Consider the following 20021-nt stretch of genomic DNA (forward strand, 5'->3'; position numbering starts at 1 on the left):
CCGGGGCGCGGGGCGCGCTGCGAGGTGTACGTACACCTGCTGCACAATGGCCGGGTGACCCGCGCATCCCTGGACAAGAAGCCGAACGACGTCGCCTCGATGTTCGACGCCGTCGCGGAACGGTACGACCTCACCAACGACGTCCTCTCGCTCGGCCAGGACCGCCGCTGGCGCAAGGAGGTCGCGCGCGCAGTGGACGCCCGGCCCGGCCAGCGGGTGCTGGACCTGGCCGCCGGCACCGGCACCTCCTCGCTGCCGTTCGCGCTGGCGGGCGCCTTCACCGTGCCGTGCGACTTCTCGCTGGGCATGCTCCGGGAGGGCCGCAGGCGGCACGGCTGGCTGCCGCTGACCGCGGGGGACGCCACCCGGCTGCCGTTCAAGGACGGCGTCTTCGACGCGGTGACGATCTCCTTCGGGCTGCGCAACGTCCAGGACACCGACGCCGCGCTGGCCGAGCTGTTCCGGGTGACCCGGCCCGGCGGGCGGGTGGTGATCTGCGAGTTCTCCCACCCCACCTGGGCGCCGTTCCGCACGGTGTACGAGGAGTACCTGATGCGCGCGCTGCCGCCGGTGGCCCGCGCGGTGTCCTCCAGCCCGGACGCGTACGTCTACCTGGCCGAGTCCATCCAGTCCTGGCCGGACCAGCCGGAGCTGGCCCGGCGCCTGCAGAAGGCCGGCTGGTCCAAGGTCGCCTGGCGCAACCTCTCCGGCGGCATCGTCGCCCTGCACCGGGGCACCAAGGCCAAGGGCTGACGGCTCAGCCCGTGCGGACGACCAGGCGCCGGGTGGGGCACCGAGCCCCAGGGCCGACGGCTCAGCTGCTGAGGACGACCAGGCGCTGGGTGGCGCGGGTCATCGCCACATAGCGGTCCACCGCGCCCCGGACGCCCTGCCCGAACCTCTCCGGGTCGACCAGCACCACCAGGTCGAACTCCAGCCCCTTGGAGAGCTCCGGGGTCAGCGAGCGGACCCGGGGGGTGGCCCGGAACGAGGGGTCGCCGATGACACAGGCGATCCCGTTCCCGTCCTCGTGCTCGGCGAGCCAGTCGCGGAGGATCGCGTCCCGGTCGGCGGGGGAGCCATGGGTGACGGGGATACCGCTACGGCGTACGGAGGTGGGCACATTGGCGTCCGGGAGTACGGCGCGGATGACCGGCTCCGCCTCCGCCATGACCTCCTCGGGCGTCCGGTAGTTGACGCTCAGCGAGGCCACCTCGATCCGGTCCAGACCGACCCGGGCCAGCCGTTCCCGCCAGGACTCGGTGAAGCCCTGCCGGGCCTGGGCGCGGTCCCCGACGATGGTGAAGCTGCGGGACGGGCAGCGCGCCAGCAGCATCTGCCACTCGGCATCGGTCAGTTCCTGGGCCTCGTCCACCACGACATGGGCGAACGGGCCGTCCAGCGGCTCCCGTTCGGCGGTGGGCAGCGCCCCCTCGTCCACCAGGCTCTCGCGCAGGTCGGCGCCGCGCAGCATGGTCACCGCGCCCTCGCCGTCCTGGTCGGCGGCGAGCACGTTGTCGATGACCCCGGCCATCCGCTCGCGTTCGGCGGCCATGGCGGCCCGGTGGCGGCGGTTGCGCCGGGAGGCCCCCGGGTCGCCGAGCCGCTGCCGGGCGGCGTCGAGCAGCGGCAGGTCGGACACCGTCCAGGCGTGGGCCTCCGCCCGGCGCAGCGTCCGCACCTCCTCGGGGCTCAACCAGGGGGCGCACAGCCGCAGATAGGCGGGCACCGACCAGAGGTCGCCGACCAGGTCGGTGGCCTCCAGCAGCGGCCAGGCCCGCCCCAGGGCGCCGACCAGCTCCTGGTCGTGCTCCAGCGCCCGCCGGAACAGCTCGACCGGCACCCGCTCGCCGTCCTCCCCGTCCGGCCCGTGCCCGGCCGCCGGCAGCCGGTCGTACAGCATCGCGACCAGCTCGTCCCAGATCCGGTCCCGGCCCTCGTTGTGCGGGGTGCCCGGCTCCGGGGCGCCGAACGCCTCCGCCCAGTCCTCGGCGCCGAGGCGCAGCTCGGCCCAGGGGGTGCTGACCTTCAGCGCCTCGGTGGGCGGATCCTCGTAGAACCGCACGGCCTTCTCGATCGCCCGCACCAACTCCGCGGAGGACTTCAGCCGGGCCGCCTCCGGGTCGGTCTCCTCCACCGCCGCCGCGCCCTCGGCGACCAGGTCCCGCAGGGTGCAGGTGCGCACCCCCTCCTCGCCGAGGCTGGGCAGCACATCGGCGACGTAGTTGAGATACGGCTGGTGGGGGCCGACGAAGAGCACCCCGCCCCTGCGGTGGCCGAGCCGGGGGTCGGAGTAGAGGAGGTACGCCGAGCGGTGCAGGGCGACCACGGTCTTGCCCGTGCCGGGGCCGCCGTCCACCACCAGGGCACCCCGGGAACCGGCCCGGATGACGGCGTCCTGGTCGGTCTGGATGGTGGCGAGCACATCCCGCATCCGGTCGGAGCGGTTGGCGCCCAGACTGGCGATGAAGGCCGACTGGTCGTCCAGCGCGGCCCGGCTGCGCAGCGCCTCCTCGGTGAACACCTCGTCCCAGTAGTCGCTGATCCGGCCGCCGGTCCAGCGGTAGCGGCGGCGGCTCGCCAGGCCCATCGGGCGGGCGTGGGTCGCCGCGAAGAACGGCTCGGCCGCCGGGGAGCGCCAGTCCAGCAGCAACCGGCGCCCGGCGCTGTCGGTGAGCCCGAGCCGTCCCACGTACACCGGCTCGGAGCCGTCCTCGGCCACCATCCGCCCCAGGCACAGATCCAGTCCGAACCGGCGCAGCGCACGCAGCCTGGCGCCCAGCCGGTGGACCTCCTGGTCCCGCTCCAGCGCCTCCCGTCCGGCGCCGCCGGGTGCCCGGAGCGCGGTCGCGAGCTGGTCGGACAGTTCGGCGACGGTCTCCTCCAGGCTCCGGGCGATCGCCGCGAAGTGGAGCTCGTCCCCGGCGATCGACTCCGGCTCGGCCTTGGCGGCCAGCCGCTCCGGCAGCGCGAACACCCCCGCGCCCTCGACAGATGAACGCACCACACGCATCGCCATACTCCCCGCCATCCCGTTGCCCCGCTTCCGACCTGGGATTTTGCGGGATGAGGGGGGCCTTGCCGCAAGTCCCCCCATGCGCTATACGTTGAGAGTGGAAAGAGTCGGGCGCGCGATCCGCGGCGCCCCTCGTCCTCTTTGTGGCTACAACGCCAGCCGGAAGCAGCGCGCCTCCTCGCCCTCGTGTCCCGGGATCGGGATCGTCTCGCCCGGCTCCATGCCCAGCCTGCGGGCGACCGCCAGGGACCGCTCGTTGCGGGTGTTGACCATGGCGACCACCCGCTCCACCCCGGCCGCCCGCAGCCGCTCCAGCGTCATCCGGGCCGCGGCGGTGGCGTATCCCCGGCCCCAGGCGGTACGGGCCAGCCGCCAGCCGATCTCGATCTCCCCGGCCGGGCCCCAGGGGTGCGGCCAGGGCTGGGCGCCGGTGAAGCCGACGACCTGACCGGCCTCGTCCAGCACCGTCCACAGGCAGAAGCCGTGCTCGGCGTCATGGCGGCGCTGACGGGCGGTGAACTCGTAGTACAGCGACAGCTCCGAGGACCGTCCGCCGAGGAACTCCATGACCTCGGGGTGGTCGAACACCTGGTGCCAGGCGTAGGCGTCCTCCTCGGTCGGCACCCGCAGCGTCAGCGGCGCTGGGGCCGGGTCGGGAGTGGCGGGCGGGGCGTCGGGAAGCAGCTCGGTCATCGGGTGGCCCTCCGGTTCGGCGTCGGCTCGCCCCCATAGACTGCCCTTGACCTGTGCCGTCCGATACGCAGTTTCGACATTTCGGGAGACCCGCCGTGGCCGAGCAGCAGCCCCTCTCCGAGCACACCGCCGATGTGATCGTGGTCGGTGCGGGCCCGGCCGGCTCCACCACCGCGTACTACCTGGCCAAGGCGGGTCTGGACGTCCTGCTGCTGGAGAAGACCGCGTTCCCCCGGGAGAAGGTCTGCGGCGACGGACTGACCCCGCGCGCCACCAAGCAGCTGGTGGCCATGGGCATCGACATCTCCGAAGAGGCCGGCTGGCTGCGGAACAAGGGGCTGCGGATCATCGGCGGCGGGGTACGGCTCCAGCTGGACTGGCCGGAACTCGCCAGCTACCCGGACTACGGACTGGTCCGCAAGCGCGACGACTTCGACGAGCAGCTGGCCCGGCAGGCGCAGAAGGCCGGGGCGCGGCTGTACGAGCGGTGCAACGTCGGCGCCCCGGTGATCGACGAGCGCACGGGCCGGATCACCGGGGTGCACGCCAAACTGGGCGAGGAGAAGCGGAAGGTGGTCTTCTCCGCCCCGCTGGTGGTCGCCGCCGACGGCAACTCCTCGCGGATCTCGCTCGCCATGGGCCTGCACCGGCGCGAGGACCGCCCGATGGGCGTGGCCGTCCGGACGTACTTCACCAGCCCGCGCCACGAGGACGACTACCTGGAGTCCTGGCTGGAGCTGTGGGACCGCCGCGGCCCCGGCGAGGACCGGCTGCTGCCCGGCTACGGCTGGATCTTCGGCATGGGCGACGGCACCTCCAACGTCGGTCTCGGCGTGCTCAACACCTCCGCCTCCTTCAAGGAGCTGGACTGGCGCGAGGTGCTGAAGGCCTGGTGCGCCTCGATGCCGGCGGACTGGGGCTACACCGAGGAGAACATGACCGGCCCGATCCGCGGGGCCGCGCTGCCGATGGCCTTCAACCGCCAGCCCCACTACACCCGCGGGCTGCTGCTGGTCGGCGACGCGGGCGGCCTGGTCAACCCCTTCAACGGCGAGGGCATCGCGTACGCCATGGAGTCCGGGCAGCTCGCCGCCGACGTCATCGTCCAGGCCCACGCCCGCGCCACCCCCGCCCAGCGCGAACGCGCCCTCCTGGCCTACCCGCAGGTCCTCAAGGACACCTACGGCGGCTACTACACCCTGGGCCGCGCCTTCGTGAAGCTCATCGGCAACCCCAAGGTCATGAAGATCGCCACCCAGCGCGGCCTGACCCACCCGCTGCTGATGCGCTTCACCCTCAAGATGCTGGCCAACCTCACCGACCCCACCGGCGGCGACGCCATGGACCGCATCATCAACGGCCTGTCGAAGGTGGCCCCCAAGGCCTGAGCGGCCGATCCGACGCGAGCCCGCCGGGCAGCGCTGTGCGATAGCCATTGTGGCATTGCGAATGCCACAATGGCCGGGTGGCCGATGACGAGGATTTCCTTCCCGGTGACGGACCCAGTAGCGGCATCTCCGTGTCGCTGACGGCGGGCACCCTGCAAGCCATCCGCGAGCGGGTGGGCAAGCGCGGCGTGTCCGCCTATCTGGAACGGGCCGCACAGCGCCAGATCGAGCGGGACGGGCTCGCGGAGCTCATCGCGGACTTCGAGAAGGCCAACGGTCCCGCCGACCCCGCGGCTGTGGCCGCCAAGCAGGCCAGACTCACGGGACACGGTCCGGAAGCCGAGGCCGCCGCGTGAGCGGTGCTCTGTTTCTGGACAGCGAGGGCCTGGCGAAGGCCGTACAGCGCGACATCGACGTCCAGGAATGGTTGACGGCGGCCCAGGCCGCAGATCTGCCGGTCCTCACTTCGGCCGCGGTGCTGGTCGAGGTGATCCACCCGAGGATCAATGACGCCGCCCTCCGCTGGACCCTCTCCCGGCTCCGTGTCGAGCCGGTGACGCAGACGATCGCCCAGTCCGCCTCGGCGCTGCTGCGAGCGGCGGGTCTCCACGGCCACAAGTACGCCATCGACGCCATGGCCTGCGCGACCGCACTGGCTCACCCGGGCCGTGTGACGATCCTGACCTCGGACGTCGAGGACATCGAGCTCCTCACGGCGGACAACGCCCGGATCATCGCCGAGAAGGTCTGACTCACCGACGCCCGGCCGTGATTCGGGCATGACCCGGACTCCCAAGGCCCCCCGCCCCCTACGAGCCGCCCCCTACGACCGCGTCACCGTCCCGCACTCGCCGTCCGCGGACACCTCCGCGCTCTTGTCCACCGGCCGGCTGCGGTCGTACGGGTCCACCGCCGGGGTGCCGTCGCCCGTCGCGGCCGACCGTTCGGCGGCGGACTCCGGGCGGAAGAGGCCGGTGACGGCGCCGTCCCCGCACCCGCCGCCGTTGGTGATGTCGACCGCGTACGAGAGGAGGCGGAAGGTCCCCGGCTCGGTCTTGACCCTCTCCGGGTCGTCCCAGCTCAGCACCAGCTCGCGCCGTACGATCGTGCGCGTCACCTCCCCCTCGCCGCCGGCCGCCGCCGCCCGGGTCGTGGGGTAGACGAAGGTGACATCGGCGGTCACCTCCAGGGCGCCGTCCCTGCCCTTCTCGTAGGAGAGCCGGCCCCGGGTCCTGATGTCGTCCCCGACCAGGCGCACCGCCCGGGTGTCGAACCGGCTGAACAGCAGCAGCGGGTCGTCCTCCGCGGCCGGGGGCTTGGCGCCCGGTGCGGGGAAGGCGGCCGCCAGGGACTTCTGTACGCCGGACTGGTGCGGGTTGATCAGCGCGATCGCGGCCTTCGGGCGCTCTCCGCGCAGTACGGCCGGGTCCAGGTTGGCGGCGGCGAGGAAGTCGCGGGTGCGGGACAGGGCCCGGGCCACCTCCGCCTGGTCCATCCAGCCGGTCGCCTTGGCCGCGGGGACGGTGATCCCGTTCGTACCGCTCGCCCAACGGGCCGCGGGCGACCCCTTGTACGGCTCGTCCAGGGTGGGCCGCCGGGCCTCTTCCTCGCCGGGCGCCCGGTCCGGACGGGCCGTCTCGGCCGCGAGCGGCGCCCCGCCGGACGTAGCGCCGTCCGCGCCGAACCAGCCGAGCAGGCGGTCGGGGAAGAGGGCGAGCAGCAGCAGGGCGCACGCCGCCAGCAGCCCGGCGACGGCGCGGGCGGTCCGCCGACGCTGCGGGGGCGGTGTGTGGGCGCGCCAGACGGGCGGCGCCTCGCGGGTGTCGCGGCGCCGCCCGGTCACCTTCCGGGCCCGCGAGGTGTCGCGGAGCCGCCCGGTCACCTCCCGGGCCCGCGCCGACGGCTCCTTGGGTGCGCCCGCCGCGCCCCGCGCCGACTCCCGCAGGAACCGCTCCCACTCCTCGTCCGGCACCGACGAACCGTCCTGGCCCCCCACCGCGTTCACTGCCGCACCTCTTCCGTTCCCCGCCGCCCCGGCACCGCGCCGGAGGATCGAACGCATGATCGCACGGGGGATCGGAAGGGGGCACGGCGAAGGGCCGTCGCTCCCACCCCGAGCGGGGGAGCGACGGCCCTTCGAGCCGAGCGAGTGCTTAGAGGACGCGGACCGCGCCCGACGGCTGGTCGTAGTCGAGCGAGCGCTCCACCACACCGGTGCCGGGGTTCTGCGCGCCGACGAAGTTGCCGCCGCCGACGTAGATCGCCACGTGGTACGAGCCGCTGCGGCTGCCCCAGTAGAGGATGTCGCCGGGCTGGAGGTTGCTCAGCGAGACCTCGGTGCCGCGGCTGGACTGGTCGCCGGAGATCCGCGGCAGGTCGATGCCGGCCTGGCGGTAGGCGGCCTGCACCAGGCCCGAGCAGTCCCACGAGTTGGGGCCGGTGCTGCCCATCACATACGCGTCGCCGACCTGGGCGCGGGCGAAGGCGACGATCGCCGCGGCCGAGCCGCTGGGGAGCGAGTCCTTGACGGAGGAGCCGCCCGAGTCCGAGGAGGAGCCGGAGTCGGAGGAGGAGCCGGAGTCCGAACCCGAGTCGGACGAGGCGGCGGTGAGCGTGGTGCGCTCGGCGGTACGGGAGGCGCGCTCGGCGGCGGCCTCCGCCTGCGCCTTGGCCTCGGCCTTGCGCTTGGCCTCGGCTTCCGCCGCCTTGCGGTCCGCCTCGGCCTTGGCCTTCTTGGCGTCCTTCGCGGCCTTGGCGGCCGAGGCGTCCTCCAGGGACTGGAGTTCCTGGTCCAGGGCGATCTGGTGGGTGGTCTCCGCGGAGGCGGCGACGGCGCTGGAGAGGCCGCCACCCGCGAGGTCCGCGTTGAGCGTGGGCATCTCGATGGTCTCGGTCACCGGTTCGGCGCTCGCCGGCCCGGCGGCGCCGGCCACCGCGATGGTGCTGAGGACGCCACCGGCAACTCCGGCCCGCAGCGCGAGCTTCGAGGCGCTGCGCCGGGGCTTCCGGTGGCTGGGTATGTGAGCGGTGTGGGACATGGGTACAACCGCTATCAGGGAGAGACGGTTCCCTTCAAGAAACGTGTGCTGCGCCACAGTTGCGGGCGGAACGCGTGAATCCGGTTCCATCCGGGTCCGATTGACGCCGTAACGGACAATGCGGACGCTAGTGATCAACGCCGTGATCATGTGCTTTCTATAAAAGGTCCGAATTGCCGCGCGCTTACCACCCCTTCACCTCGGTGGCCAAGCCCGCTTTCGCGCACACCCCGGGCGAGTGACGGAGGTCACGAGCGGGTCACCGAATCCCGCCCCACTCCCGTCCGGGGGCTGTCCGAAAGATCGTGAACGCGCGCACGTGTCCACTTCGCTCCCTGGAAACCGCTCGGTGGAGTGAGGTCGGGAGCGGGTCGGTCGACGGCTTCGGAGGGGCGGTTCGGGGCGGCTCAGGCCAGGAAGGGTCCCCTTACCACCCGCTCCGGTCCACCGCGAATTTGCTTGTAGGGGCCAACCCTTGATAGGGCACCCCCGCGCTGACCAGCGGTAACCAAGGTCCATATCACGTCACGTGAGCAACTGGACACGTCTGGTACGAAGATCGCCGTTCTGTCGGTTCCATGATCCTTCGTCAGGTGGTGGAGATCACAAAGTCCCTCCCGTACCCCGTGTCGCAGATCACAGAACGACGGGCATAGGATGCGAGGCAGTCGGGCTTGTGAACTGCCTCACATACGCGTGATCTTCGCGGTACCCGCGAGGTCCGCGGCGGAGGCGGCGAGAACGGAAGCCCGGTGCGGTCCAACGGTCAAGGACGACTGGAAGGAGCGAGGAGCGTGAATGCCTACGCGCCCATCCTCGTGCTCGGCGCCCTCGGGGCAGGGTTTGCGATCTTCTCCGTGGTCATGGCCACGCTTGTCGGCCCCAAGAGGTACAACCGGGCCAAGTTGGAGGCCTATGAGTGCGGCATCGAACCGACGCCCACTCCCGCCGGAGGCGGCCGCTTCCCGATCAAGTACTACCTGACGGCGATGCTCTTCATCATTTTCGACATCGAGATCGTCTTCCTCTATCCCTGGGCCGTCAGCTTCGACGCCCTGGGGCTTTTCGGGCTCGTGGAGATGCTGCTCTTCGTGCTCACCGTCTTCGTCGCCTACGCGTACGTGTGGCGGCGCGGCGGCCTGGACTGGGACTGACCAAGGAGCTGAAGGCACCTCATGGGACTCGAAGAGAAACTGCCGAGCGGCTTTCTGCTGACGACCGTCGAACAGGCCGCGGGCTGGGTGCGCAAGGCGTCCGTCTTCCCGGCGACCTTCGGCCTCGCCTGCTGCGCCATCGAGATGATGACCACCGGCGCCGGGCGGTACGACCTCGCCCGGTTCGGCATGGAGGTCTTCCGCGGCTCACCGCGCCAGGCGGACCTGATGATCGTCGCGGGCCGGGTCAGCCAGAAGATGGCCCCCGTGCTGCGCCAGGTCTACGACCAGATGCCCAGCCCGAAGTGGGTCATCTCCATGGGCGTCTGCGCCTCCTCCGGCGGGATGTTCAACAACTACGCGATCGTGCAGGGCGTCGACCACGTCGTCCCCGTCGACATCTACCTGCCCGGCTGCCCGCCGCGGCCCGAGATGCTGATCGACGCCATCCTCAAGCTCCACCAGAAGATCCAGGGTTCCAAGCTCGGCGTGAACGCCGAGGAGGCGGCCCGGGAGGCGGAGGAAGCGGCGCTCAAGGCCCTGCCCACGATCGAGATGAAGGGGCTGCTGAGGTGAGCGACGCACCCGCGGCCACCGGGCCGCAGACTCCCGCGGTCTCCGGGCCGCAGACGAGGACGATTCCGGCGCCGCCGCGCCGCGCGGGCGCAGAAGTGAAGCTTCCGCCGCGCCGCGCGGGCGCAGAAGCGAAGAGGTGTACGCGATGAGCACGGGTGAACCCAACCCGGAGAAGGACCTCAGCGCCCAGAACCTCCCCGGCCAGCGCGGCGACGCCGGCGAGGAGGTCCGCGTCCAGCGCGGCATGTTCGGCGCGAACAACGGCGGCGACACCTCCGGCTATGGCGGCCTGGTCCGCTCCGTACGCCTCCCGGGCCCGGCCACCCGCCCCTACGGCGGTTGGTTCGACGAGGTGGCCGACGAGCTGGAGGGCGCCCTGGAGGAGCAGGACCTGCTCCCGGCCAGCGCCATCGAGAAGACCGTGGTGGACCGCGGCGAGCTGACCTTCCACATCGAGCGCGAGCACCTGCTCCGCGTCGCCCGCACCCTGCGCGACGACCCGGCGCTCCGCTTCGAGCTGTGCACCGGGGTCAGCGGGGTGCACTACCCCGGCGACAGGGGCCGCGAGCTGCACGCCGTCTACCATCTGCGCTCGCTCACCCACGGCCGGGTGATCCGGCTGGAGGTCTCCGCCCCGGACAGCGACCCGCACGTGCCCTCGCTGGTCTCCGTCTACCCGACCAACGACTGGCACGAGCGGGAGACCTACGACTTCTTCGGGCTCATCTTCGACGGCCACCCCGCTCTCACCCGGATCATGATGCCGGACGACTGGCAGGGCTTCCCGCAGCGCAAGGACTACCCCCTCGGCGGCATCGCGGTCGAGTACAAGGGCGCCCAGATCCCGGCTCCGGACCAGCGGAGGTCCTACTCATGAGCACCGACCACCTCTCCGACGCCCGGGAGACCACCTCCCGGGAGACCACCGAGGGCACCGTCTACACGGTCACCGGCGGCGACTGGGACGAGGTCGCCGAGGCCGCGGCCAAGGCCGACGACGAGCGGATCGTCGTCAACATGGGCCCCCAGCACCCGTCCACCCACGGAGTACTCCGGCTGATCCTGGAGATCGACGGCGAGACCGTCACCGAGGCCCGCTGCGGCATCGGCTACCTGCACACCGGTATCGAGAAGAACCTCGAATTCCGCACCTGGACGCAGGGCACCACCTTCGTGACGCGGATGGACTACCTCACGTCCTTCTTCAACGAGACCGCCTACTGCCTCGGCGTGGAGCGGCTGCTCGGCATCGAGGACCAGATCCCCGACCGCGCCTCGGTGATCCGGGTCCTGCTGATGGAGCTCAACCGGCTCTCCTCGCACCTGGTCTGCATCGCCACCGGCGGTATGGAGCTGGGCGCCACCACGATCATGATCTACGGGTTCCGGGACCGCGAGCTGATCCTCGACCTCTACGAGCTGATCACCGGCCTGCGCATGAACCACGCCTACATCCGCCCCGGCGGGCTGGCCCAGGACCTGCCGCCCGGCGCGGTGGACCGGCTGCGCGAGTTCGTGAAGACCATGCAGAAGAACCTGCCGGAGTACGACAAGCTCGCCACCGGCAACCCGATCTTCAAGGCCCGGATGCAGGGCATCGGCCACCTCGACCTGGCCGGCTGCATGGCGCTCGGCGCCACCGGCCCGATCCTGCGCGCCACCGGGCTGCCGCACGACCTGCGCAAGACCGACCCGTACTGCGGCTACCAGGACTACGAATTCGAGGTCCCTACCGCCGACAGCTGCGACGCCTACGGCCGCTTCCTGATCCGGCTGGAGGAGATGCGCCAGTCGCTGCGCATCGTCGAGCAGTGCCTGGACCGGCTGGAGCCCGGCCCGGTGATGGTCGCCGACAAGAAGATCGCCTGGCCCGCGCAGCTCGCGATGGGCCCCGACGGGCTCGGCAACAGCCTGGACCACATCAAGAAGATCATGGGCACCTCCATGGAGGCCCTGATCCACCACTTCAAGCTGGTCACCGAGGGCTTCCGGGTCCCGCCCGGCCAGGCGTACGCCGCGGTCGAGTCCCCCAAGGGCGAGCTGGGCGCGCATGTCGTCTCCGACGGCGGCACCCGCCCCTACCGGGTCCACTTCCGCGACCCGTCCTTCACCAATCTGCAGTCCATGGCGGCGATGTGCGAGGGCGGCCAGGTCGCCGACGTCATCGTCGCCGTCGCGTCCATCGACCCCGTGATGGGAGGCGTCGACCGGTGACCGCCAACCAAGAGGTGAGCCTCGGGATGCCGGAGCTCCCGGCCCCCGAGTACCCGGCCGAGGTCCGGGCCCGGCTCGAAGCGGACGCGAAGGAGGTCATCGCCCGCTACCCCGGCAGTCGCTCCGCGCTGCTGCCGCTGCTGCACCTGGTGCAGTCCGAGGAGGGCTATGTCTCCCGCACCGGGATGCGGTTCTGCGCCGATCTGCTGGGCCTGACCACCGCCGAGGTCACCGCGGTGGCCACCTTCTACACCATGTACCGGCGCAAGGCCTCCGGCGACTACCAGGTCGGGGTGTGCACCAACACCCTCTGCGCGGTGATGGGCGGCGACGCCATCTTCGACGAGCTCAAGGAGCACCTGGGCGTCGGCAACGGCGAGACCACCGAGGACGGCGCGGTCACCCTGGAGCACATCGAGTGCAACGCGGCCTGCGACTTCGCCCCGGTGGTGATGGTCAACTGGGAGTTCTTCGACAACCAGACCCCCGAGTCGGCCCGCGCCCTGGTGGACGACCTGCGCGCCGGCCGCCCGGTCGAGCCGACCCGCGGCGCCCCGCTCTGCACATACAAGGAGACCGCCCGGATCCTGGCCGGCTTCCCCGACCAGCGCCCCGGCGCGGTCGCCGCGACCGGCGGCGCCGGACCCGCCTCGCTGATCGGCCTGCGACTGGCCAAGGGCGAGACCGCCCCCGCCCGGGTGGTCCACCCCCGCCCGGCCGCCCCCGGCGACGCCGTACCGCCCTCCCAGCCGGACGACCCGGCGAAGACCACCCCGAACCGCGAGCACCTCAGCTCGCACGAGGGCTCCCAGCCGACCTCGGCCTCCGACCCGAGCAACCCGGCCGCCAGCCCGACCGCCGAGGAGGGGGAGTGATGACCGTGGCCACCGAGACCCACAGCCCCGACAAGCTGCTGGCACCGGTCCTGTCGGCGTTCTGGGACCAGCCCGACGCCTGGACCCTGGAGACCTACCTCCGCCACGACGGCTACGAGGGCCTGAAGAAGGCCCTCGCCATGACGCCGGACGACCTCATCGCGTACGTCAAGGACTCCGGACTGCGCGGCCGCGGCGGCGCCGGCTTCCCCACCGGGATGAAGTGGCAGTTCATCCCCCAGGGCGACGGCAAGCCGCACTACCTGGTGGTCAACGCCGACGAGTCCGAGCCCGGCACCTGCAAGGACATCCCGCTCCTCTTCGCCAACCCGCACTCCCTCATCGAGGGCATCGTGATCGCCTGCTACGCGATCCGCTCCTCGCACGCCTTCATCTATCTGCGCGGCGAGGTCGTCCCCGTACTGCGCCGGCTGCACGAGGCCGTACGGGAGGCGTACGCGGCCGGCTACCTCGGGCACAACATCCTCGGCAGCGGGCTGGATCTCGAACTGACCGTGCACGCCGGCGCCGGCGCGTACATCTGCGGCGAGGAGACCGCGCTGCTCGACTCCCTGGAGGGCCGCCGCGGCCAGCCCCGGCTGCGGCCCCCCTTCCCCGCGGTCGCCGGCCTCTACGCCTGCCCCACCGTGGTGAACAACGTCGAGTCCATCGCGTCCGTTCCCGCGATCCTGCACCGCGGCAAGGACTGGTTCCGCTCCATGGGCAGCGAGAAGTCCCCCGGCTTCACGCTCTACTCGCTCAGCGGCCATGTCGCCTCGCCCGGCCAGTACGAGGCCCCGCTCGGCATCACCCTGCGCCAGCTGCTCGACCTCAGCGGCGGCATCCGCCCCGGCCACCGCCTCAAGTTCTGGACCCCGGGCGGCTCTTCCACCCCGCTGCTCACCGACGAGCACCTGGACGTGCCGCTGGACTACGAGGGCGTCGGCGCCGCCGGCTCCATGCTCGGCACCAAGGCCCTCCAGTGCTTCGACGAGACCACCTGCGTGGTGCGGGCCGTCACCCGCTGGACCGAGTTCTACGCTCATGAGTCCTGCGGCAAGTGCACCCCCTGCCGCGAGGGCACCTACTGGCTGGTCCAGCTGCTGCGCGACATCGAGGCCGGCAAGGGCGCCATGAGCGACCTCGACAAACTCAACGACATCGCCGACAACATCAACGGCAAGTCCTTCTGCGCCCTCGGCGACGGCGCCGCCTCGCCGATCTTCTCCTCGCTCCAGTACTTCCGCGAGGAGTACGAGCAGCACATCACCGGCCGCGGCTGCCCCTTCGACCCGGCGAAGTCCACCGCCTGGGCCGACAACCCCCATGGTCACACCCCGGAGGTGACGGCATGACGGTCACGACGTCCAACCCCGCCGGGGGCGGCGCCGCCGCCGTCCCGCCCGAGGACCTGGTCACCCTGACCATCGACGGCATCCAGGTCTCCGTACCCAAGGGCACCCTGGTCATCCGGGCCGCCGAGCAGCTCGGCATCGAGATCCCCCGGTTCTGCGACCACCCGCTGCTCGACCCGGCCGGTGCCTGCCGCCAGTGCATCGTGGAGGTGGAGGGCCAGCGCAAGCCGATGGCCTCCTGCACCATCACCTGCACCGACGGGATGGTGGTCAAGTCCCAGCTCACCTCGCCGGTCGCCGAGAAGGCGCAGGTCGGTGTGATGGAGCTGCTGCTGATCAACCACCCGCTGGACTGCCCGGTCTGCGACAAGGGCGGCGAGTGCCCGCTGCAGAACCAGGCCGTCTCGCACGGCCAGTCCGACTCCCGCTTCGAGGGCCGCAAGCGGACGTACGAGAAGCCGGTGCCGATCTCCACCCAGGTGCTGCTGGACCGCGAGCGCTGTGTGCTCTGCGCCCGCTGCACCCGCTTCTCCAACCAGGTCGCCGGCGACCCGATGATCGAACTGGTCGAGCGGGGCGCCCTCCAGCAGGTCGGCACCGGCGAGGGCGACCCCTTCCAGTCGTACTTCTCCGGCAACACCATCCAGATCTGCCCGGTCGGCGCCCTCACCTCGGCCGCCTACCGCTTCCGCTCCCGCCCCTTCGACCTGGTCTCCAGCCCCTCGGTCTGCGAGCACTGCGCCGGCGGCTGCGCCACCCGCACCGACCACCGCCGCGGCAAGGTCATGCGCAAGCTGGCCGCCGACGATCCGGCGGTCAACGAGGAGTGGATCTGCGACAAGGGCCGCTTCGCCTTCCGCTACGCCCAGCAGCGCGACCGCCTCACCACCCCGCTGGTACGGGGAGCGGACGGCGTACTCGCCCCCGCCTCCTGGCCGGAGGCGCTGGAGGCCGCCGCCCGCGGGCTGGTCCGGGGCCGCACCGGGGTGCTCACCGGCGGCCGGCTGACCGTCGAGGACGCCTACGCCTACGCCAAGTTCGCCCGGGTCGCGCTGGACACCAACGACATCGACTTCCGGGCCCGGGTGCACAGCGGCGAGGAGGCCGACTTCCTGGCCGCCCATGTCGCCGCGCACGGCACGGACCTGGACGGGCTCGGCGTCACCTACACCGCCCTGGAGAAGGCCCCCGCCGTCCTCCTGGCCGGGATCGAGGCCGAAGAAGAGGCCCCCGGCGTCTTCCTGCGGCTGCGCAAGGCCTGGCGCAAGCACGGCCAGCGGACCTTCGCCCTCGCCGCGTACGCCACCCCCGGGCTGGCCAAGGCCGGCGGCACCCTGCTGCCGGCCGCGCCCGGCACCGAGACCGAGTGGCTGGACGCGCTGGCCACCCGGGACGGGTTGGAGGAGTCCGGCACGGCCGCCGCCGAGGCGCTACGGGCCGAGGGCGCGGTGATCGTGGTCGGTGAGCGGCTGGCCGGGGTGCCGGGCGCGCTGACCGCCGCCGTGGCCACCGCCGCCGCCACCGGCGCCGCCCTGGTGTGGATTCCGCGCCGGGCCGGTGAGCGGGCGGCGCTCTGGGCGGGCGCCATCCCGGCGCTGCTGCCCGGCGGCCGACCGGCCACCGACCCGCGGGCCCGCGAGGACGTGGCGCTGGCCTGGGGCGTACGCGAACTGCCCACCGGCTACGGGCGGGACACCGGCCAGATCGTGGAGGCCGCCGCCACCGGTGAGCTGGGCGCGCTGCTGGTCGGCGGCGTGGACGTGGCCGACCTGCCCGATCCGGCCCGCGCCCGCGAGGCGCTGGACGCGGCCTTCGTGGTCTCGCTGGAGCTGCGCCCCGGCGAGGTCACCGACCGGGCGGACGTGGTCCTTCCGGTCGCCGCGGTGGCCGAGAAGGCGGGCACCTTCCTCAACTGGGAGGGCCGGGTGCGGATGTTCGAGGCCGCGCTGAAGCCCGAGCAGCTGACCCGGGCGCTGCCCCCGACCGACGCCCGCGTCCTCCACATGCTGGCCGACGCGCTCGCCCGCGCCGGAGGCGCTGATGCACTGAGTCACTTCGGACTGCCGGACGCCCGCTCCGTCCGCCGCGAACTGGACCGGCTCGGCCCCTGGGACGGCGCCGCCTCGGCCGGACCGTCCGAGTCCGCCGTACCGCTGCCCCGGGCCGGGGAGGGCGAGGCCGTCCTCGCGGGCCACCGGATGCTGCTGGACCTCGGCCGCCTCCAGGAGGGCGACGAGGCACTGGCCGGCACCCGCCGGGCCCCGGTGGCCCGGCTGTCGGCCGCCACCGCCGCCGAGACCGGCGTCAAGGACGGCGACCTGCTCGCCGTCAGCGGCCCGGCCGGCTCCGTGGAACTCCCGCTGCACATCACCGAGATGCCGGACCGGGTGGTGTGGCTGCCGCTGCGGTCCACCGGTGGCGGGGTGCTCTCCGACACCGGAGCCGTACCCGGCCGGCTGGTCCGTATCGCCCCGGCCGCCCCCGCCCCCGCGGGCCCCACGGAGGTGGAGGAATGAGCCCGTCCCTGAGCTCGTACACGAGCTCCTACATCCTGGCCGCTGAGGACCTGTCCCTGTTCGGCCGTGACCCCTGGTGGCTGGTGGCCGTCAAGGCGGTCTTCTGCTTCGCCTTCCTCATGGTGACCGTGCTGTTCTCCATTGTGTGGGAGCGCAAGGTGGTCGCCTGGATGCAGCTGCGCATCGGCCCCAACCGGCACGGCCCCTGGGGACTGCTCCAGTCGCTCGCCGACGGCGTCAAGCTGATGCTCAAGGAGGACGTGATCGTCCGCCGCGCGGACAAGGCGGTCTACGTCCTGGCGCCGATCGTGGCCGCCATCCCGGCGTTCATGGCGATCGCGGTCATCCCGTTCGGTCCGGCCGGCAACGAGGTGTCGATCTTCGGCCAGCGCACCACGATGCAGCTCACCGACCTGCCGATCGCGATGCTCTACATCCTCGCGGTCGCCTCGGTCGGCATCTACGGCATCGTGCTGGCCGGCTGGTCCTCCGGCTCGACGTATCCGCTGCTCGGCGGGCTCCGCTCCTGCGCACAGATGATCAGCTACGAGATCGCCATGGGCGCCGCGTTCGCCTCGGTGTTCCTCTACTCCGGCTCGATGTCCACCTCCACCATCGTGGAGGCGCAGGCCGACCGCTGGTACATCGTGCTGCTGCCGGTCTCCTTCATCATCTACGTGGTGACCATGGTCGGCGAGACCAACCGGGCCCCGTTCGACATGCCGGAGTCCGAGGGCGACCTGGTCGGCGGCTTCAACACCGAGTACAGCTCCATCAAGTTCGCGATGTTCATGCTCGCCGAGTACGTGAACATGGTGACGGTCTCCGCGGTGTCGGTGACCCTCTTCCTCGGCGGCTGGCGCGCCCCCTGGCCCATCTCCGGCTTCTGGGAGGGCGCCAACCACGGCTGGTGGCCGCTGCTCTGGTTCACCCTCAAGGTGCAGCTGCTGCTCTTCTTCTTCATCTGGCTGCGCGGCACCCTGCCCCGGGTCCGCTACGACCAGCTGATGAAGCTCGGCTGGAAGGTGCTCATCCCGGCCTCGGTGGTCTGGCTGATGCTGGTCGCCACCGTGCGGGCGCTGCGCAACGAGAACTACGACTTCACCGAGATCGTGCTCTACGTGGGCGGGGCGGTCCTCGCCGTGCTGCTGCTGTCCTTCGTGGCGGACGCCTTCCGCGACCGGGGGCGGGGCAAGGGCGAGGAGGCCGAGGCCGAACCGCCCGCCTTCGACCCGATGGCCGGCGGCTACCCCGTACCGCCGCTGCCCGGGCAGACCCTCCCACCGGTCCCACGCAGGCGTCCGCGCGGGGACCGGGAACTGATTGTCAGTGGTGGCCCCGATACTCGTACGGAGAGTGACGGAAAGGAGGCTGACGGTGTCCGATAGCGACTTCCAGAACCCGGTCGCCGGCTTCGGCGTGACCTTCAAGGCCATGTTCAAGAAGCGGCTCACCGAGCAGTACCCGGAGCAGCAGAAGACCACGGCGCCGCGCTTCCACGGCCGCCACCAGCTCAACCGGCACCCGGACGGGCTGGAGAAGTGCGTCGGCTGCGAGCTGTGCGCCTGGGCCTGTCCGGCCGATGCCATCTATGTGGAGGGCGCGGACAACACCGAGGAGGAGCGGTACTCGCCGGGCGAGCGGTACGGGCGGGTCTACCAGATCAACTACGCCCGCTGCATCCTGTGCGGGCTGTGCATCGAGGCCTGCCCCACCCGCGCGCTCACCATGACCAACGAGTTCGAGCTCGCCGACAGCTCCCGGCAGAACCTCATCTACACCAAGGAGCAGCTGCTGGCGGGCTTGGAGGAGGGCATGGTCGACTCCCCGCACGCCATCTTCCCCGGCATGGACGAGCAGGACTACTACCGGGGCCTGGTCACCGAGGCCGCCCCGGGCACCGTCCCGCAGCAGGCCGTCTCCAAGGACGTGGACGCCAAGCCCCAGGAGGCCGCGGCCGACTTCGGCGAGGACGAGCCCGCGTCGAGGAAGGTGATCGAGCCATGAGCGCCGCCACCGACTCCCTCTCGCTCGCCGCGTCCGACACGGTGACGCTCGCCGCGTCCACCACTTCCACTGGCGAGGCCGTCCAGTTCTGGGTCCTCGGCACCATCGCCGTGGTCGGCGCCCTGTGCACCATCCTGATGAGGAAGGCCGTGCACAGCGCCCTCTGCCTGGCCGGCACCATGGTCATCCTGGCGATCTTCTACCTCGCCAACGGGGCCTACTTCCTGGGCATCGTGCAGATCGTCGTCTACACCGGCGCGATCATGATGCTCTTCCTCTTCGTGGTCATGCTGGTCGGCGTCACCGCCGCCGACTCGCTGAAGGAGACCATCAAGGGCCAGCGCTGGCTGGCCGCGCTCTGCGCGCTGGGCTTCGGCGCCCTGCTGATCGCCGGCATCAGCCGGGCCTCGCTCGGAACCTCCAACGGCCTGGGCACCGCCAACGCCGGAGGCAACGTCGAGGGTCTGGCCGCCCTGATCTTCACCAAGTACGTCTTCGCCTTCGAGATCACCGGCGCCCTGCTGATCACCGCCGCCGTCGGCGCGATGGTGCTCACCCACCGGGAGCGCACCGAGAAGGCCGCCACCCAGCGGGAGCTGGCCGAGCGCCGGGTCCGCGAGGGCAAGCACCTGCCGCCCCTCCCGGCCCCCGGTGTCTACGCCCGGCACAACGCGGTGGACGTCGCCGGACTGCTGCCGGACGGCACCCCCTCGGAGCTGACCGTCAGCCAGACCCTGCGCGCCCGCGGCCAGGTCCGCGATGTCTCCACCGAGGCGCTGAACGACCTTGCGGCCCTGGAGCAGCGGTCCGAGGACCGCCTCGGCCGCCGCCCGGCCCCCGCGGGCACCGCCCGCCGGGCTGGGGCGCACAAGGAGGAGAACGACCAGTGAACCCCGTCAACTATCTCTACCTGGCCGCGCTGCTGTTCACCATCGGCGCGACCGGGGTGCTGATCCGGCGGAACGCCATCGTGGTGTTCATGTGCGTGGAGCTGATGCTCAACGCCTGCAACCTCGCGTTCGTCGCCTTCTCCCGGATGCACGGCAATCTCGACGGCCAGATCATCGCCTTCTTCACGATGGTGGTCGCCGCCGCGGAGGTCGTCGTCGGGCTGGCGATCATCGTGTCGCTGTTCCGTTCCCGCCACTCGGCCTCGGTCGACGACGCCAGCCTGATGAAGCTGTGAGGG

The 20021-nt window shown here is 71.7% G+C and carries 19 protein-coding genes; 15 read left to right on the forward strand and 4 right to left on the reverse strand.

All coding sequences use genetic code 11. The annotated features are described in order from the left end of the window. The first annotated feature begins 54 nt into the window (after positions 1–54). Complete coding sequence (locus ABZ945_RS30025; RefSeq protein ID WP_361275908.1) at positions 55–753, forward strand: demethylmenaquinone methyltransferase; 699 nt, start codon at positions 55–57, stop codon at positions 751–753. A gap of 61 nt (positions 754–814) precedes the next feature. On the opposite strand, the gene helR is transcribed toward ABZ945_RS30025, so the two are convergent. Then, positions 815–3004, reverse strand: coding sequence for an RNA polymerase recycling motor ATPase HelR (gene helR / locus ABZ945_RS30030; RefSeq protein WP_361275961.1), 2190 nt, complete (start codon positions 3002–3004; stop codon positions 815–817). Between the two features lie 159 nt (positions 3005–3163). Continuing rightward, complete coding sequence (locus ABZ945_RS30035) at positions 3164–3709, reverse strand: GNAT family N-acetyltransferase (RefSeq protein WP_361275910.1); 546 nt, start codon at positions 3707–3709, stop codon at positions 3164–3166. 95 nt (positions 3710–3804) lie between these two features. Between ABZ945_RS30035 and ABZ945_RS30040 the strand changes: the two genes are divergently transcribed. The 3 genes from ABZ945_RS30040 to ABZ945_RS30050 all read left to right on the forward strand — a co-directional run bounded on the left by ABZ945_RS30040 (position 3805) and on the right by ABZ945_RS30050 (position 5848). Continuing rightward, complete coding sequence (locus tag ABZ945_RS30040) at positions 3805–5097, forward strand: geranylgeranyl reductase family protein (RefSeq protein WP_361275913.1); 1293 nt, start codon at positions 3805–3807, stop codon at positions 5095–5097. A 77-nt stretch (positions 5098–5174) separates the two neighbouring features. Continuing rightward, complete coding sequence (locus ABZ945_RS30045) at positions 5175–5453, forward strand: hypothetical protein (protein ID WP_361275915.1); 279 nt, start codon at positions 5175–5177, stop codon at positions 5451–5453. Further along, entirely contained in the window at positions 5450–5848 is a 399-nt protein-coding gene (locus tag ABZ945_RS30050) for a DNA-binding protein (protein WP_361275917.1), read from the forward strand. The genes ABZ945_RS30045 and ABZ945_RS30050 overlap by 4 nt, the downstream gene beginning before the upstream one ends. A gap of 72 nt (positions 5849–5920) precedes the next feature. Here ABZ945_RS30050 and ABZ945_RS30055 read toward each other — a convergent pair whose 3' ends face one another. Together ABZ945_RS30055 and ABZ945_RS30060 are read right to left on the reverse strand one after the other, a co-directional pair. Beyond that, positions 5921–7102, reverse strand: coding sequence for a hypothetical protein (locus tag ABZ945_RS30055; protein WP_361275919.1), 1182 nt, complete (start codon positions 7100–7102; stop codon positions 5921–5923). Between the two features lie 148 nt (positions 7103–7250). After that, positions 7251–8135 carry a C40 family peptidase gene (locus tag ABZ945_RS30060; protein ID WP_361275921.1) on the reverse strand — a complete coding sequence of 295 codons (885 nt, stop codon included), beginning with the start codon at positions 8133–8135 and terminating at the stop codon, positions 7251–7253. Between the two features lie 794 nt (positions 8136–8929). Here ABZ945_RS30060 and ABZ945_RS30065 point away from each other — a divergent pair. From ABZ945_RS30065 to nuoK, 11 genes are all read left to right on the forward strand, one after another. After that, positions 8930–9289 carry an NADH-quinone oxidoreductase subunit A gene (locus ABZ945_RS30065; protein WP_248636062.1) on the forward strand — a complete coding sequence of 120 codons (360 nt, stop codon included), beginning with the start codon at positions 8930–8932 and terminating at the stop codon, positions 9287–9289. A gap of 21 nt (positions 9290–9310) precedes the next feature. Beyond that, positions 9311–9865, forward strand: coding sequence for an NADH-quinone oxidoreductase subunit B family protein (locus ABZ945_RS30070; protein WP_361275926.1), 555 nt, complete (start codon positions 9311–9313; stop codon positions 9863–9865). A 145-nt stretch (positions 9866–10010) separates the two neighbouring features. Continuing rightward, entirely contained in the window at positions 10011–10742 is a 732-nt protein-coding gene (locus tag ABZ945_RS30075; RefSeq protein ID WP_361275928.1) for an NADH-quinone oxidoreductase subunit C, read from the forward strand. Next, positions 10739–12079: an NADH-quinone oxidoreductase subunit D gene (locus tag ABZ945_RS30080; protein WP_361275930.1), complete on the forward strand. Its 1341-nt coding sequence runs from the start codon at positions 10739–10741 to the stop codon at positions 12077–12079. The genes ABZ945_RS30075 and ABZ945_RS30080 overlap by 4 nt, the downstream gene beginning before the upstream one ends. A 26-nt stretch (positions 12080–12105) precedes the next feature. Beyond that, a complete protein-coding gene (gene nuoE, locus ABZ945_RS30085) occupies positions 12106–12954 on the forward strand; it encodes an NADH-quinone oxidoreductase subunit NuoE (RefSeq protein WP_361275964.1) in 849 nt (282 codons plus the stop codon). After that, the gene (nuoF, locus tag ABZ945_RS30090; RefSeq protein ID WP_361275932.1) at positions 12951–14309 is read left to right on the forward strand and encodes an NADH-quinone oxidoreductase subunit NuoF; all 1359 of its coding nucleotides are present in this window, start codon (positions 12951–12953) and stop codon (positions 14307–14309) included. Before nuoE ends, nuoF begins: the two co-directional genes overlap by 4 nt. Beyond that, positions 14306–16825 carry an NADH-quinone oxidoreductase subunit G gene (locus tag ABZ945_RS30095; protein ID WP_361275935.1) on the forward strand — a complete coding sequence of 840 codons (2520 nt, stop codon included), beginning with the start codon at positions 14306–14308 and terminating at the stop codon, positions 16823–16825. Before nuoF ends, ABZ945_RS30095 begins: the two co-directional genes overlap by 4 nt. Next, a complete protein-coding gene (gene nuoH / locus ABZ945_RS30100; RefSeq protein WP_361275937.1) occupies positions 16822–18213 on the forward strand; it encodes an NADH-quinone oxidoreductase subunit NuoH in 1392 nt (463 codons plus the stop codon). The genes ABZ945_RS30095 and nuoH overlap by 4 nt, the downstream gene beginning before the upstream one ends. After that, positions 18197–18832 (forward strand): NADH-quinone oxidoreductase subunit NuoI, encoded by a 636-nt coding sequence (gene nuoI / locus ABZ945_RS30105; protein ID WP_361275967.1) that lies wholly within the window; start codon positions 18197–18199, stop codon positions 18830–18832. Before nuoH ends, nuoI begins: the two co-directional genes overlap by 17 nt. Next, positions 18829–19722, forward strand: a complete 894-nt coding sequence (locus ABZ945_RS30110) for an NADH-quinone oxidoreductase subunit J (protein ID WP_361275940.1) — start codon at positions 18829–18831, stop codon at positions 19720–19722. The genes nuoI and ABZ945_RS30110 overlap by 4 nt, the downstream gene beginning before the upstream one ends. Continuing rightward, a complete protein-coding gene (gene nuoK, locus ABZ945_RS30115; RefSeq protein WP_004927567.1) occupies positions 19719–20018 on the forward strand; it encodes an NADH-quinone oxidoreductase subunit NuoK in 300 nt (99 codons plus the stop codon). The genes ABZ945_RS30110 and nuoK overlap by 4 nt, the downstream gene beginning before the upstream one ends. Positions 20019–20021 lie beyond the last annotated feature (3 nt).

The organism is Streptomyces sp. NPDC046887 (assembly GCF_040644755.1).
Taxonomy (GTDB): Bacteria; Actinomycetota; Actinomycetes; order Streptomycetales; family Streptomycetaceae; genus Streptomyces; species Streptomyces lichenis.

Coding starts and splice junctions, on each gene's coding strand:
- ABZ945_RS30035 (WP_361275910.1), bottom strand. CDS start 3,709: ATGACCGAGCTGCTTCCCGACGCCCCGCCCGCCACTCCCGACCCGGCC.
- ABZ945_RS30060 (WP_361275921.1), bottom strand. CDS start 8,135: ATGTCCCACACCGCTCACATACCCAGCCACCGGAAGCCCCGGCGCAGC.
- ABZ945_RS30070 (WP_361275926.1), top strand. CDS start 9,311: ATGGGACTCGAAGAGAAACTGCCGAGCGGCTTTCTGCTGACGACCGTC.
- ABZ945_RS30075 (WP_361275928.1), top strand. CDS start 10,011: ATGAGCACGGGTGAACCCAACCCGGAGAAGGACCTCAGCGCCCAGAAC.
- ABZ945_RS30080 (WP_361275930.1), top strand. CDS start 10,739: ATGAGCACCGACCACCTCTCCGACGCCCGGGAGACCACCTCCCGGGAG.
- nuoE (WP_361275964.1), top strand. CDS start 12,106: ATGCCGGAGCTCCCGGCCCCCGAGTACCCGGCCGAGGTCCGGGCCCGG.
- ABZ945_RS30095 (WP_361275935.1), top strand. CDS start 14,306: ATGACGGTCACGACGTCCAACCCCGCCGGGGGCGGCGCCGCCGCCGTC.
- nuoH (WP_361275937.1), top strand. CDS start 16,822: ATGAGCCCGTCCCTGAGCTCGTACACGAGCTCCTACATCCTGGCCGCT.
- ABZ945_RS30110 (WP_361275940.1), top strand. CDS start 18,829: ATGAGCGCCGCCACCGACTCCCTCTCGCTCGCCGCGTCCGACACGGTG.